We start from the raw sequence: 14,174 nt of genomic DNA on the forward strand, positions 1-14,174 counted from the left end.
CGGTATGCCTTACGCCGCAGTCAACGGCACCGAGCTTCACTATCGAATCGACGGCGACCGTCACGGCAACGCGCCGTGGATCGTCTTGTCGAATTCGCTCGGCACCGATCTGTCCATGTGGGCGCCGCAAGTCGCGGCGCTGTCGAAACACTTTCGCGTGCTGCGCTACGACACGCGCGGCCACGGCCATTCGGAAGCGCCGAAAGGCCCGTACACGATCGAACAACTGACCGGCGACGTGATCGGCCTGATGGATACGCTGAAGATCGCCCGCGCGCATTTCTGCGGACTGTCGATGGGCGGCCTGACCGGCGTCGGATTGGCGGCGCGCCACGGCAACCGTTTCGAACGCGTCGTGCTGTGCAATACGGCCGCGCGTATCGGTTCGCCGGAAGTATGGGTGCCGCGCGCCGCGAAAGCGCGCAGCGAAGGCATGCTCGCGCTGGCCAGTGCCGTCCTGCCGCGTTGGTTCACGGCTGACTATATCGAGCGTGAGCCGGTGGTGCTCGCCATGATTCGCGACGTGTTCGTGCATACCGACAAGGAAGGCTACGCGTCGAATTGCGATGCCATCGACGCCGCCGATCTGCGCCCCGAAGCGCCCGGCATCAAGCTGCCGGCGCTGGTGATCAGCGGCACGCACGATCTGGCCGCGACACCGGCGCAAGGCCGCGAACTGGCGCAGTCGATTGCGGGCGCGCGTTACGTGGAACTGGACGCCTCGCACATTTCCAACATCGAGAAAGCCGACGCTTTCACGAAGACTGTGATCGATTTCCTGACGGAGCAGAAATGAACGACGAAGATCGCTATGAAGCCGGACTCGATGTGCGACGCGCGGTGCTGGGCAGTGCGCACGTCGACCGGTCGCTTGCGAACCGTACCGAGTTGACGGAAGAGTTTCAGAATTTCATCACCCGTTATGCGTGGGGCGAAATCTGGACGCGTGATGGCTTGCCGCGCCACACGCGCAGCCTGCTGACCATCGCGATGATGGTCGCGCTCAATCGCAGCGAAGAACTCGCACTGCATCTGCGCGCCGCGAAGAACAACGGCGTGACGCGCGAGCAGATCAAGGAAGTGCTGTTGCAAACCGCGATCTATTGCGGCGTGCCGGCGGCGAATTCGGCGTTTCACCTCGCGGATAAGCTGTTCCGCGAAGATGACGCGGCGGCAGCGCAGCCGTAAGCAATGCCATAGAGACGACGTGCCAGGCAGCGTGCGAATGCGCGCTGCCTTTCAGCATTGACGATGTTTAGTTTCCATCCAGCCCGCAACGGGCTGTGATACGGATACCTGGTATCCGGCGGCGTTCGACCCGGACGCTGCGCACTGCGTGACTCACCCGCGAATTCCACTCCTCTTGATTTTTGCAGAAAATTCCTACATTGAAGCTGAATTTTCTTGCGGACATTTCAGCCTTTCTTGTTTTTATATCAGCATCTTCCAGAATTTTGCCGACCAAATTCGATAATAATATGAATGTTGGTCAATTCGAGGTTATTAATCTTTTGCATATTTTAGATGTGGATTTAATCGCTTTAAGATAGTGATACTCGTTCGCGCGGGTTTGGCTGGTCCGTAGGACTTATCAAGAGCAATGGGGCAGGCTCCGGCGGGCGACTGGCGGAATCTTGGTGGGTTTCATTTGACGCCGTATGTTTCGCCCCGTCGTTGACCGCTTCGTTGACCTTTAAACCAGCCGGCGCTGTTCAAGGCGATCTGCCAATATGAGCTTTACCTATAAACATGATGGCCGCGAGGAATCCCATCCTCGTGCCCATTTTAGTTCTCTCTTTTTACTTCCCTGGCAGCAACGCCATCTGATTGTCGCGCTGACCAAACGGGACATACTGAGCCGATATCGCGGGTCGGTGATGGGACTGACGTGGTCCATTGCTCAGCCGTTAATCATGCTCGCAATGTATACGGTTGTTTTCGGCACACTTTTGAAATCGCGCTGGCCTGGAACCGACAACAGTTTTCAGTTCGCCGTGATCCTGTTCGCAGGGCTCATTCTTTTCAATTTCTTCGCTGAGTGCCTGAATAGAGCGCCGAACATTATCACGACCCATGCCAACTACGTGACGAAGGTCGTCTTTCCGCTCGAGATCCTGCCGTGGATTGCGGTGGCCTCGGCGGCGTTTCACTTCCTGACGAGTTTTGCCGTCTGGATTGTCTTCGCACTGTGCGTCTACGGCAAGCTTCAGTGGACGATCGTGTTTTTACCGGCCCTCTTCATTCCACTCGCTTTAGTCGGCGTGGGGGTGGGTTGGCTGTTCGCCGCCACCGGCGTCTACGTGCGTGACCTGACGTATCTCACGGCGCTGCTTTCATCCATGTTGATGTTCCTGTCGCCGGTTTTTTATGCCCTCAATACTTTGACGCCCACTTTCAGGGCGCTCATTCTGGCCAACCCATTGACTTTCATCATCGAGCAGGCGCGGGCGGTCATGATCGCGGGCCAGTTGCCCGACTTCGCCGGGATAGCGATCTATCTGCTATGCAGCATCGGTTTCGCGTGGATCTGTCTGGCCTGGTTCCAGAAGACACGCGAAGGATTCGCGGACGTTCTGTAAATGCTGGTGCTCATGGAATTGAATCAAGTTGGCGAACCTGAAACCACGATTCAGGTAACACATGCCTCGAAGCGCTTCGACATATACGACACGCCGCTCGACCGTCTCAAGCATATCGTCTTCCCCAAACGCACCAGGTATTCCAGGGAATTCTGGGCGCTTCGGGATGTATCGCTTTCGGTGACTCGTGGCGAGACGGTCGGCATCATCGGGCGCAACGGCTCCGGCAAGTCCACACTTTTGCAGATCATTTGCGGAACACTGCGACCCACCGCGGGCGATATCGCGATCAACGGCCGCGTGGCCGCATTGCTCGAATTGGGAGCCGGTTTCAACCTGGAGTTTTCCGGTCGGGAGAACGTCTATCTGAACGCCGCCATGCTGGGAATGACGGCGGAACAGATCGAACGAAAATTCGCCAGCATCGAGCAGTTCGCGGAAATCGGCGATTTCATCGATCAGCCGGTCAAAACCTATTCGAGCGGCATGTATGTGCGGCTCGCGTTTGCCGTAGCCATTCACGTCGACCCCGCGGTCTTGATCATCGACGAAGCCCTTGCCGTGGGCGACGCGCGCTTCCAGGCGAAATGCTTCAACAAGATCAGGGAGCTCAAGGAATCGGGCGTCACGATTCTTTTCGTGTCGCATGACGTCGGCTCGGTGCGAACCTTGTGCGAGCGCGCCGTCTGGCTCGATGGTGGACGGGTTCGGATGGAGGGCAACGCGTTCGCCGTTACCGCGCAATACACGCAGTTCATGTCCGAAGGACTTGGCGAAAGCGAGGCAATCGGAATTTCCAGTCAGTCGGCAGACAGCGCGGCCGGTCATGATGAAGAAGCGAAGCAAAGCGATCAGATCACGGAAAGCGCGAGGCCGCTCGCCTCGAGCGCCAATGAGGAGCCCATTAATCACTGGGGGACGCATATCGGATCGATCGTGTCGGCCCAGGTCCTGGACTCGGCCTGCCGTCGCCAGAGCGTGTTCACGGCATTCGAGCCGATGATCGTCCGTTTGGCGATCCAACTCCCCGAAGGCGTCGATCGACGTGCCCTGAGTGTGGCCTTCTCCATCAAGGATACAAAAGGCACGGATCTGATCGTCCGAACCACACACGACGAGAAAGGCATTGACTTCGATTTCGACGGCAGCGAGTTCGAAATCGAGTTTTGCCTGAGAAACCAGCTCAACACCGGCCGATATCTGCTCGTGGCGGCGCTTGAAGACCGGTCTGCGGCCGTGCCGCAGTACTACGAGTACATCGAGGGCGCCTGTTATTTCTCTTCCTATGTTGAAAGCGATCGATACGGGCTGTTCCTGCCGGACATCACAGAAAAAATACGCGTGGAAGAAATGCCTCTAGACAGGCAATGACGGCATCGGAAAGAGAAATTGGCAATAACGGCGACTCGAGAGGTTGGCCATGGACGGACAAGAAACAATGCTAGACGTAGTGCGCAGACAAACCCACGCATCGGTCGCGAAGCTGAGCGCTTCGATCTCCGACGCGGATGCTCTTATCAGGCAACACAATCAGATTGCCGAGGAGCAGCGTCTCGCGCGCAGAGATCGCTATACGCTTGCGAAGCGGTTGTCGGACGCGTTGTCGGAAATCCACAGTCTCAAGCGCTCGCTGAACGAGGTGTCGAGCGAACTGTTGCTCGAGGTTCGAGAGCGCGAGCGGGTACAGGGCAGCCTCAGCGAAGTATTCGAAAGCAGTTCGTGGAAGTTGACCGCGCCAATGCGACGGATCGCCAACGCGGCTTACGCGTTGGCGGCGCGCTGCAGGATGCCGACCGGTGCTGGCGTTCCCATGCAACAGATTGCCACGACGGACGTTGTGCCCATAACTAGCGGAGGCTACGAAGCCCACACGCGCGCCCAGGCGGCGTACTTTGGGAACTACGCCAAGGACCCGTCGAAACAAAGAAGGCACCAGATCAGCCGCCTGCTCGCGACCCATCCCGACCGTCGGGGCGTCGTACTGTGCCCGGTCGCCTATGATCTTTCGCTCAAACAGCGTCCCGACCACATCATGGCCGAGTTCGCAAAAGCGGGCTACCTGTGCGTGATGCTGGAGTTCGGCGGCCTATATCCCGTTGTCCAGCCCAAGGCAAAAAACCTGTACGTTTCCAATATGGTCGAGGATTTCCTCGGCTATTTCCAGAACGAACCGGTCACGCTCTATCTCCATTGGCCGGGCTTCAAGTACGTCGCTGATATTTGCCGCTCTGCATTGACGATCTACGATGTTCTCGATGACCTGACCGTCTTCGCGAACTATTCCGACGTCATGCGCTGCGATCATGAGGTCTTGCTGCAGATAGCGAATGTCTGCCTGTTCTCGTCGAATCCACTGTACGAAGCGAACCGCGCGAAGGTCACGAATGCGCTGCTGCTGGAAAACGGCGTCTATCCGGAAGACTTCATTCACGGCGAGCGCGAGCGATGCGACGTGCCCGCGAAGCTGTACGAGATGGCGGCGAACCGGCGGGTTGTCGGCTACCACGGCGCAATTTCCGAACTGCTCGATTTCGATTTGCTCGACGAAATCGTGCGACTCAACGATATGGTGCTGCTGTTCGTCGGTCCCGTCGTCGCTTTCGAACCGCAATATGGCGACGAGGTTCAGGAGCGCATGGCGCGTCTGAAGACGTTCGACAATTTCATTCACCTCGGCCCGAAACCGTATGCCGAACTGAAGCACTATCTCGCCTGGATCGATGTCGGCATCGTGCCGTTCATCGTTAGCGAGAAAACCGACCCCGTTTCGCCGCTTAAGCTGTTCGAGTATCTGGCCGCGGGGAAGCCGGTGATCGGAACGCCGACCCGGACCATCCGGGAATACGAACACGCCATCATCGTCGCCTCGGGAATCGACTTCGTGGATGCGGTTGCCAGCGGGCAGTGGTCGACCGCGTATACCGAGACCTCCGCGGAGGTCGCGCGTGCGCATGCCTGGCCAGTGCTTCACGCGCCGTTGCTCAGACAGGTCAACGCCAGGAACGTTGCGAAGCTGATGGCCACGTCCGCGCAGCGCACAGTGAAAGTAGACATCGTCAATGTCAATTTCTTCGACTGGAACGGCGAAACCGTCTATAAGGGCGGGGCGGAACGCTACGTCTACGACCTCGCAGTCGTGCTCCGTGGCATGGGCTGCGAGGTTCGCCTCCTGCAAAATGCGCTAGTGCCTTTCGAGCGCGAATTTCGGGGCGTCAAGGTCGTGGGGATTCACGCCGTGGACAACTTTGATTTCGACAGGATGTCGAGCAAATACGCTGAGTTCTGCGCGGACGTCGATCTCATTATCGCGTCGCCGACCGAACTTGCCGCGTCGCTTGGAAAAAACAAGCGCGTCATCTCGATCAACCACGGCATCCATTGGGACGGGGCGTCCAATAACCTGGCGACGTTTGACCGGGGACGCTACGAAACGCTGTTCCGCGCACTTCGCAACAGTGACCAATGCGTCTGTGTCGATACGAACTTTATCAACTGGCTCCGAACCTATGACTGGGCTCTCGCCAATACGCTGAAGTACGTCCCGAACTACGTCGATCTCGAGTGTTTCAGGAGCAATCCGAAGAACTTCGAAACAGAGGAGTTATGCGTTCTCCTGCCGCGCCGGCTTTATGAAGCGCGAGGTCTCTATCTGACCATCAACGCGTTCGATGTTTTGTTTTCGCGGCGCTCGGATATCCGCCTGGTCCTGTGCGGTCAGGCAATCGACCGCGATGCGGAAGCGGTGAAAGCGTTCATGGCGCGTCATCCACACAAAGTGACGTGGATCGAATATGACATGGAGGACATGTACAAAGCCTATGTCGATAGCCATATCGTGCTGGTGCCGACCATGTATTCGGAAGGAACATCGCTCTCCTGCATCGAGGCTCTGGCGACCAATAACGCAGTCATCGCGACCAGCGTCGGCGGACTGCCGAATCTGATCGTCGATGGCTATAACGGCAAGCTCATCCGTGCGGACTATATCGAGCTTGCTGCCGCTATCGAGGAACTGGCCGGTGATCGAACCAGGCTCGCCAGACTTGCTGCGCACGGACTCGAGTCCTCGGCCGCGTTTGCAAAGAAGGAATGGGAAAACCGCTGGCGCGAAGTCATCGAAAGCACGCTCGCTGTCGACTAGGTATCTATGGTGCCTATCGCGAACGCTCACGCATCCGATGGAATGGACAGACCGACAAGCCTTCTTATGACAGACATCAACTCAAAGCAATACTGGGACCATCGTTTCTCGACTGACTGGGTCTCTGCCGGCGGACATGGACAAACGCGATTCTTCGCGACGGTTGCAGCCAAGCTGATGCCGGACTGGTTCAAGTACCTGGTGTTGCGGGAGCAATGGACTATCTGCGACTGGGGTTGCGCGGAAGGGCAGGGGGTCGATGAACTGGGCAAATGGCTCGGCGTGATCTCCATCACAGGAGTCGATATTTCGGAAGTGGCGATCGAGAAGGCTCAAGCCTCGTTTCCGCATGGGCGTTTCAAAGCACAGTCGCTCGACGAGCTGGACGACTACGACGTTATTTTTTCGTCGAACACGCTGGAACATTTCGATAACCCGTTCGAAGTCGTCGCACGCCTCGCGGAGCATACGAAGCGCTTTCTGGTTCTGCTTCTGCCGTTTCAGGAATATGACCGGATTCCCGAGCATTTCTTCACGTTTGACCTGGACAACATTCCCGTCTGCCCGGTGCCCGGTTTCGCTGCCGTCGCTTGCCGCGTCGTCGATGCGGCGAAAATCAATATCAACTATTGGAATGGGAAGCAGATATTGGTCGTCTACGCGCGGCTCTCGGCGCTCGGAGACACCCAGCCCGATCTGCGCAATTTCTTTATCGGCGACGACACCTACGAAGCGTTCGCGCAAGAGCGTAGTCAAAGTATTGCCCAACAGCACGCCTCGGACAGGCAGCAGTTTGCGTCGCAGCTCGCTCAAACTCATAGCGAACAAGCTGCGACAAACGCGCTTCTCCAGTCGACAGAAAGGGCGCTGCGGGATGTATGCGCGGAACGCGACACAGCGAAGGAGAAACTGACGCGGTCGCAAGAGACACTCGCCGAGCGGGATCAAGCGCTCGCCGAATTGGACCAGGCAATCACCGAGCGGGACCAGACAGTCGGCGAATTGAAGCAGGCAATCACCGAGCGCGAGCACACAATCGAGGCAGTGAAGCAGGAATGTGGCGCCCTGTCTGCGGAGACTGTCTCGCTTCATGCGCGCATCGAAAGGTTGCAGATCGAAGGCGAGCGTTACGCGAGGCTCCTGGTCGAAGTCCGAGCACGCGCGGACGACGTCGAGCGGCAAATGGACACGATGCTGCGCTCGAAGACGTGGCGGTTCACAAGTGCGATCCGCCGGTTCCTCTGTAGGACACGGCTGCGTTAAGGCCCGATAGAAAGCAGTTGCCTACCCTTTACCAAGTCCAATTTCGGAACACGCTGTGAAAAAACCTAAGATCATCGTCACTATCGGAACTCGTCCTGAAGCGGTGAAAATGGCGCCGCTCGTAAAACAGTTACAGCGCGAGGAATGGGCGGACTGCCGCGTTCTCGCAACGGCGCAGCATCGCGGCATGCTCGATCAGGTGTTGCGTCTGTTCGAGATCAAAGCCGATATCGACCTCGACATCATGCAGCCCAACCAGTCTCTACCCATGCTGACTTCGCGGCTCATGGTTCGGCTGGATGAAGTGCTTGCCGCCGAACAGCCCGACGTGCTGCTCGCGCAGGGCGACACGACCACCGTACTGACGGCGGCGCTCGCCTCCTTTTACCGGCGCGTGCCGGTCGCACATGTCGAAGCCGGGCTGAGAACGGGCGATCTTTCAAATCCGTTTCCGGAAGAAATGAATCGTGTGGTTGCAAGCCGGCTCGCGCGCTGGCATTTCGCACCGACGGAGACCGCGAAACAGAACCTTCTCACAGAGGGCATTGATGCGGCGAGCGTGTTCGTCACCGGCAACACGGTCATTGACGCCTTGCTGGAAGTGGCCGGTCGATGCGACGGCGCGGCGCCGTTCAAGGGGGACAGCCGGCTGATTCTGGTGACGTCGCACCGTCGCGAGAATTTCGGCGCGGCGTTTCAGAACATCCTGCGAGCGATCAAGACGATCGCCGACGACAATCCCGACGTCCATATCCTCTATCCCGTTCATCCGAATCCGAACGTGCGTGAGACCGCATACGCCCATCTCGACAACCATCCGCGAATCACGCTGTGCGAACCTCTGGATTATTTGCCGTTCGTTGCCGCGATGAAGCGGGCCTATCTGATCCTGACCGACTCCGGCGGCGTGCAGGAAGAGGCGCCCGCGCTCGGCAAACCGGTGCTCGTCCTGCGGCGCGAGACAGAGCGCCCTGAAGCGGTGGCGCATGATGTCGTGAAGCTCGTGGGCACCGACTACGCCGACATTGTCTCGAACACGCAACGGCTGCTCGATGACCCGTCCGAATACAAGCGTATGGCGCGCGGCGTGTCGCCTTACGGTGACGGCCTGGCGTCCGGGAGAATCGTAAGCGTGTTGAGAGACCATTTTCAGGTGTAACGCCGTCTTGCGGTGAAGCGCTACGCCTCGCTATTCTGGCTCGCCTCATTCACCGCAAGCGCCGCCACTTCTCCTGCCACCGGCGAGCTCGACCGCACCGCGCGCAACACCGTATCCTTGATGACCTCGCGCCAATGCGCGAGCGCCGCCTTGTCCATCATCGGCTCGCCGAGAAACGCGCCCAACGTGTATTGATTGGCGTTATAGAAATAACCAAGCGACGCGATCATCAGATAGACATCGCGCGCTTTGACGTCCGCACGAAAGACGTGCTGCGCCTGGCCCGCGTCCAGTAACTTTTGCACCACCGAAATCGCGTAGCCGGAAATCTCCTTCAGCTTCAACGATTTCTTCGCGTGCTTGCCCTGGTGCAGATTCTCGCTGGAGAGCAGCGTGACGAACTCGGGATGATCGAGGTAATACTGCCAGACGAATTCGACCATCTGTTCGAGCCCATGCACGGGATCAGCCAGATCGAGATCGAGCTTGCTTTCCGCTTCGTTGAATTGCGTATAGATGGTTTCCAGAACTTCGACGAACAGTTGTTCCTTGCTGCCGAAGTAGTAGTAAATCATGCGATCGTGCGAGCGCGCCGCCTTCGAAATACTTTCCACGCGTCCGCTCGCATAGCCCTGCTTGGCAAAGACCTTGATGGCCGCTTTCAGAATCTTGGCGCGCGTGTCCTGCGCCTGTTTCGCACGGATGCCGGTAGCGCCCGGCTTGCGGGCGGCGGTGGGACTCATGGCGGTCTCGGATCTCTTGTTAGCGTCAGGTTGAACGGCATGCGCCGCAGCCGGCCAAGGCACGGACGCGCCTTCATCATACAGCCCGCATGGACTGCTGCGGCATGCGCAGCGCGATCATTCACTTCGGCGTAGATTGAAGCGTGACCCACACGGCAATGTGGCATTGCACCAATCACGCGCACGCCGGTAAATACGTTGCGCAGACTAAATTGATCGAGTAGATTTCTAACGAGTTTGGTGTAGCGGATACTACACGAACGGTGAGTGACCGCAACATGGAAGTCGGCGGATCACGCGAAAGTGCCGGTAAACAGGCACTATTCGTCAGCCGGAGCGGGACCGATTGTAATGTCGTCGTATGGGAACCCCACCATGACAGAACATACGAAGGTCGATTTCGGTGCGGACAGCGTCGACGGCGAAACCGCCTCGACGCCGGGTCCGACCGTGCTCGAGAAGGCGGCGCCCCGCAGTGAGCGGATGGCGTCGAACAAGATCGAATGCAATGCCTGCCCGGTGCTGTGCCAGATATCCGAAGGGCGCACCGGAGCGTGCGATCGTTATGCGAACGCGGATGGGCGGTTGATTCGTGTCGATCCGGTGGTGTTCCTGTCGCGCGCGCCGTCAACGTCCGAAGCGAACGCCGCGATCGAATTCGGCGCCTCTTCCGAAGTGCATGACCCCGCGGCCGAACAGGCGTTGTTCGTGACCGGCGTCGGCGCTTCCTCCACCTATCCCGACTACAAGCCCGCGCCTTTTATCGTCGCCTCGAAGCTCGACGACGTCGACATGATCACGGTCGTCACGGAAGGCATCTTCAGCTATTGCAGTTTCAAGGTGAAGATCGACACCGACCGCTTCCTCGGGCCGGAGCAATCGAACGTGCGTTGTCACGGCGAAATCGTCGGCCATGTGACGACGGCCGAATACGGCTCGCAGATGCTGAGTCTCGGCGGCGTGCATCATCTGACCGGCGGCAGCAAGAAAGAAGGCCGCGTGACGTGCGACATGATGCTCGCGCTCGGCAACAAGGAAGCGGTGGAGTTGAGCATCGACGGCGGCGCGAGTCTGGTAATTCGCGCGGGCGCGGCGCCGATCGTCGACGGCGTCGAGGAACAGCGCATGCGCGTGGGCTGCGGGTCGGCCACCATCGGCATCTTCGCGAAGCAATGGTTCGGCCATGCCGACGAAGTGGTGGTCGTCGACGATCACATTACCGGTGTGCTCACCGAACATCAGGCCGGACGTTGTCTCGGCATGACGCGTTCAGGTGTGAAGATTCGCGGACGCAAGTCGACGCCGGGCCGTTATTTTCAGGTGGCGAATCCGGGCACCGGCTGGGGCGGCACCGACATTCAGGACCCGCTCGCGATCGTCGAAGGCTTCGATCCCGCCGTCGCCAAACCCGGCATGCGCCTCCTGATGGTGTCGACCACCGGCGAGCACGCGCAGTGGTACGAACTGGATCAGGATCTCGTGCCGCGCATCACGGCGATGCCGGACGCGGTGCGCCACACCGTCGAGCGGATCGGCGAGAATTGCGAGCCTTCGCTCGCCACGGTGCTGTTTCTCGGCGGCGCGGGCGGCAGTCTGCGCGCGGGCGCCACGGAGAATCCGGTGCTGCTCACGCGCGCGATTAAACAGAAGCTGGTCAACGTGACCTGCGGCGGCGCGCCGGCTTATGTGTGGCCGGGCGGCGGGATCACCGTGATGGTCGATGTCTCACGCATGCCCGACCGTTCGTTCGGCACGGTGCCGACGCCCGCGATCGTCGCGCCGATCGAGTTCACCATGACGTACGACGCCTATCGCGATCTCGGCGGTCATCTCGACGCGGTGCGGTCATTGGAGAGCGTGCTCGCGAACGGGCCGGAACATACGGAGGGCGCGCCGCTCGCGCGACGTACGCTGCCGCGCAATCCCGACAACCCGTGGCCGCCCGCCATGCCGCCGATGCCTGGCTGACCGCGCCGACCGCGCTAATGTAACGACCGCAACGAACGCGACCGAAACAATGAACCCCACTCGCACCCGACTCGATGCGACCCGCTGGCATTGGCAGCATGGGCCGATCGATCTGATTCTCAGCGCGGACGGCACGCCCCAGGCGGTGCAGGCCGCGTATGAGGCGTGCTGGGCACGCTTTGTCGACGTGTTGCCGGAGTTGGTCGGTGAACTGAAGCGCCTGCGTCAACCGGTACCGGCCGAAGCCGCGTTGGACGACAGTGAATTGCAAGGCGCGGTTGCCCGCCGTATGTGGTCGGCCTGTCATCCTCACCGCGCGCGCTACATCACGCCGATGGCCGCGGTCGCGGGAAGCGTTGCCGATGAACTGATCACGGCGTTCGCACGCGAAGGCATCGCGCGCGCCTTCATCAACAACGGCGGCGATATCGCGCTCTATCTGACGGAAGGGCAGCAATACCGCGTCGGCGTGTTCGCAGACCTCGCGTCGTTTTCACCCGTGCGGCTGTCGCGTGATCAGGCGCTCGACGCCAATCTGACGCTCGACGCCAGCGTACCCATTCGCGGCATTGCGACGAGCGGCTGGCGCGGCCGCAGCTTCAGCCTCGGCATCGCCGACAGCGTCACCGTGCTCGCGCGCAACGCCGCCGCCGACGCCGCCGCGACCATGATCGCCAACGCCGTCGATCTGGAACATGCCGGTATTCTGCGGCGTCCGGCTTCGTCGTTGAAAGACGATAGCGACCTTGGCGATATGCTCGTCACCGTCGACGTGCCGTCCTTGCCGCAGCCGCTGATCGACTTTGCGCTGTCGCGTGGAGTCGAAGCCGCGCAGCGTCTGCTCGAACGAGGCTTGATCGAAGGCGCCGCGCTATTCCTGCAAGGGCGGGTGCGCGTGGCCGGTATTCACGACACAGGCGGGCTGCACACGCAGCGCGCGCAGATCACAACGGAGGCTCCGTGTTCGAAATACGCCGCGTGCTGACGCACGTCGAAGATATCTTCCACGAGTTCGGCCCCGCGCCCGCGCAGCCGCTCAGACGCGGCGCGATTGCCGCGGTAATGACGAACCCGTTCGCCGGCCGCTACGAGGCGAAAATCGAGCACGCGATGGAAGCGCTCAAGCCGATCGGCTTCGATATGGCGCAACGGTTGCTGGCGGCGATGGCGGTGCCGCATGCGTCGATCGAGAGTTACGGCAAGGGCGCGATTGTCGGCGCTCGCGGCGAACTTGAACATGGTGCGTTGTGGCATGTTCCCGGCGGCTACGCGATGCGTGAGTTGCTGGAGAAGAATGGCGTGCCCACCAACGCCATCGTGCCGTCCACCAAGAAGGTCGGCGCGCCGTCCACCGCGCTCGACGTGCCGCTCACGAACGTCAACGCGAGCTACGTGCGCAGCCATTTCGACGCGATCGAAGTACGCGTGCCCGGCGCGCCCGCCGCCGATGAACTGGTGTATATCCTCGTGATGAGCACGGGGCAGCGCGTGCATGCGCGCGTCGGCGGCCTCGCGAAAGAGGCGATCGTGGGCAAGGACGGATTGCGCTGAGCGGCGCCTGGTTGGCGCAGTGAGATCACGCAGAGCAGGCATCGAAACTCGGAGAGCGAAATGGCAATCAAGCTTCGCAAGCTGGTCGTGCAAGTGGATGAAACACGCATTGAAATGGGCCAGGCCGTCGAGCCGCCGGCGCGCCGCGCGGTCGCGATCGCGGTGATCGACAATCCCTATGCCGGCCGTTACGAGGCCGAACTCGACGCGCTGATCGAAGCGGGCGAAGAGTTGGGCGCGCTGCTCGGCAACGAGTGTGTTCAAGCGCTGGGCATCGCGCCGGGCGAGGCGCAAAGCTACGGCAAGGCCGCCATCGTCGGCGAGGCGGGCGAACTGGAACATGCCGCGGCGATTTTGCATCCCAAGCTCGGCGCGCCGCTGCGGGTGGCGGTTGAGAAGGGCGCGGCGCTGGTCCCGTCGGCGAAGAAGATGGGCACGCTCGGCACCGCGATCGACGTGCCGCTCGGCCATAAAGACGCCGCCTTCGTGCGCAGCCATTTCGATGCGATCGAAGCGCGCGTGTCGGACGCGCCGCGTGCGAACGAAATCGTCGTGGCCGTCGCGGTGACGGCGTCGGGGCGGCCGCTGCCGCGCATCGGCGGCTTGCAGGTGAGCGAGATCAAAGGCGAAGACGGTTTGCGCTGAGTGTACTTGAGGCGATTTCGCCGGCGCTCCGAATGACCTAAGGGACTTTCTTCGGGGCGTATTGTATTGTCCTGCCGTTGACGCGTGCGCGCATGGTGCCGCACGCGCTGCAATGTCTGCCGATC

12 protein-coding genes are annotated in these 14,174 nt (G+C 60.2%); 11 read left to right on the forward strand and 1 reads right to left on the reverse strand.

What is annotated here, in order from left to right; genetic code table 11:
- Window positions 1–4: 4 nt before the first annotated feature.
- From pcaD to wecB, 7 genes are all read left to right on the forward strand, one after another.
- A complete protein-coding gene (gene pcaD / locus ACQKRQ_RS02530; RefSeq protein WP_427474909.1) occupies window positions 5–796 on the forward strand; it encodes a 3-oxoadipate enol-lactonase in 792 nt (263 codons plus the stop codon).
- Entirely contained in the window at window positions 793–1,188 is a 396-nt protein-coding gene (gene pcaC, locus ACQKRQ_RS02535) for a 4-carboxymuconolactone decarboxylase (RefSeq protein WP_132378192.1), read from the forward strand. The genes pcaD and pcaC overlap by 4 nt, the downstream gene beginning before the upstream one ends.
- Before the next feature lie 542 nt (window positions 1,189–1,730).
- A complete protein-coding gene (locus tag ACQKRQ_RS02540; protein WP_427474910.1) occupies window positions 1,731–2,579 on the forward strand; it encodes an ABC transporter permease in 849 nt (282 codons plus the stop codon).
- Entirely contained in the window at window positions 2,580–3,950 is a 1,371-nt protein-coding gene (locus ACQKRQ_RS02545; RefSeq protein WP_427474911.1) for an ABC transporter ATP-binding protein, read from the forward strand. It begins immediately after the preceding gene.
- A 67-nt stretch (window positions 3,951–4,017) separates the two neighbouring features.
- Window positions 4,018–6,720, forward strand: coding sequence for a glycosyltransferase (locus tag ACQKRQ_RS02550; protein WP_427474912.1), 2,703 nt, complete (start codon window positions 4,018–4,020; stop codon window positions 6,718–6,720).
- Window positions 6,721–6,786: 66 nt separating this feature from the next.
- Entirely contained in the window at window positions 6,787–7,983 is a 1,197-nt protein-coding gene (locus ACQKRQ_RS02555; protein ID WP_427474913.1) for a methyltransferase, read from the forward strand.
- 55 nt (window positions 7,984–8,038) lie between these two features.
- Window positions 8,039–9,142 carry a non-hydrolyzing UDP-N-acetylglucosamine 2-epimerase gene (gene wecB / locus ACQKRQ_RS02560; protein ID WP_427474914.1) on the forward strand — a complete coding sequence of 368 codons (1,104 nt, stop codon included), beginning with the start codon at window positions 8,039–8,041 and terminating at the stop codon, window positions 9,140–9,142.
- A 20-nt stretch (window positions 9,143–9,162) separates the two neighbouring features.
- Here wecB and ACQKRQ_RS02565 read toward each other — a convergent pair whose 3' ends face one another.
- Window positions 9,163–9,885 (reverse strand): TetR family transcriptional regulator, encoded by a 723-nt coding sequence (locus ACQKRQ_RS02565; RefSeq protein ID WP_427474915.1) that lies wholly within the window; start codon window positions 9,883–9,885, stop codon window positions 9,163–9,165.
- Window positions 9,886–10,260: 375 nt separating this feature from the next.
- Here ACQKRQ_RS02565 and ACQKRQ_RS02570 point away from each other — a divergent pair, with 375 nt between their 5' ends.
- Genes ACQKRQ_RS02570 through ACQKRQ_RS02585 form a run of 4 tightly spaced genes read left to right on the forward strand, consistent with a single transcriptional unit; the run spans window position 10,261 to window position 14,049 of the window.
- A complete protein-coding gene (locus tag ACQKRQ_RS02570) occupies window positions 10,261–11,853 on the forward strand; it encodes a 6-hydroxynicotinate reductase (protein ID WP_427474916.1) in 1,593 nt (530 codons plus the stop codon).
- A 49-nt stretch (window positions 11,854–11,902) separates the two neighbouring features.
- Entirely contained in the window at window positions 11,903–12,838 is a 936-nt protein-coding gene (locus ACQKRQ_RS02575) for a UPF0280 family protein (protein WP_427474917.1), read from the forward strand.
- On the forward strand, window positions 12,814–13,404 hold the full coding sequence (locus tag ACQKRQ_RS02580; RefSeq protein ID WP_427474918.1) for an amino acid synthesis family protein: 591 nt from the start codon (window positions 12,814–12,816) through the stop codon (window positions 13,402–13,404). Before ACQKRQ_RS02575 ends, ACQKRQ_RS02580 begins: the two co-directional genes overlap by 25 nt.
- A gap of 60 nt (window positions 13,405–13,464) precedes the next feature.
- A complete protein-coding gene (locus tag ACQKRQ_RS02585; RefSeq protein WP_427474919.1) occupies window positions 13,465–14,049 on the forward strand; it encodes an amino acid synthesis family protein in 585 nt (194 codons plus the stop codon).
- The last annotated feature ends 125 nt before the right edge of the window (window positions 14,050–14,174 follow it).

Origin of the sequence: Paraburkholderia sp. NPDC080076, from assembly GCF_050281145.1 — a bacterium.
GTDB lineage: Bacteria > Pseudomonadota > Gammaproteobacteria > Burkholderiales > Burkholderiaceae > Paraburkholderia.

What these genes read in the sequence shown, in the direction of transcription:
- ACQKRQ_RS02575 (WP_427474917.1), top strand. Translation starts at nt 11,903, where the DNA reads ATGAACCCCACTCGCACCCGACTCGATGCGACCCGCTGGCATTGGCAG.
- ACQKRQ_RS02565 (WP_427474915.1), bottom strand. Translation starts at nt 9,885, where the DNA reads ATGAGTCCCACCGCCGCCCGCAAGCCGGGCGCTACCGGCATCCGTGCG.
- ACQKRQ_RS02545 (WP_427474911.1), top strand. Translation starts at nt 2,580, where the DNA reads ATGCTGGTGCTCATGGAATTGAATCAAGTTGGCGAACCTGAAACCACG.
- ACQKRQ_RS02555 (WP_427474913.1), top strand. Translation starts at nt 6,787, where the DNA reads ATGACAGACATCAACTCAAAGCAATACTGGGACCATCGTTTCTCGACT.
- ACQKRQ_RS02540 (WP_427474910.1), top strand. Translation starts at nt 1,731, where the DNA reads ATGAGCTTTACCTATAAACATGATGGCCGCGAGGAATCCCATCCTCGT.
- pcaC (WP_132378192.1), top strand. Translation starts at nt 793, where the DNA reads ATGAACGACGAAGATCGCTATGAAGCCGGACTCGATGTGCGACGCGCG.
- ACQKRQ_RS02570 (WP_427474916.1), top strand. Translation starts at nt 10,261, where the DNA reads ATGACAGAACATACGAAGGTCGATTTCGGTGCGGACAGCGTCGACGGC.
- ACQKRQ_RS02550 (WP_427474912.1), top strand. Translation starts at nt 4,018, where the DNA reads ATGCTAGACGTAGTGCGCAGACAAACCCACGCATCGGTCGCGAAGCTG.
- ACQKRQ_RS02585 (WP_427474919.1), top strand. Translation starts at nt 13,465, where the DNA reads ATGGCAATCAAGCTTCGCAAGCTGGTCGTGCAAGTGGATGAAACACGC.
- pcaD (WP_427474909.1), top strand. Translation starts at nt 5, where the DNA reads ATGCCTTACGCCGCAGTCAACGGCACCGAGCTTCACTATCGAATCGAC.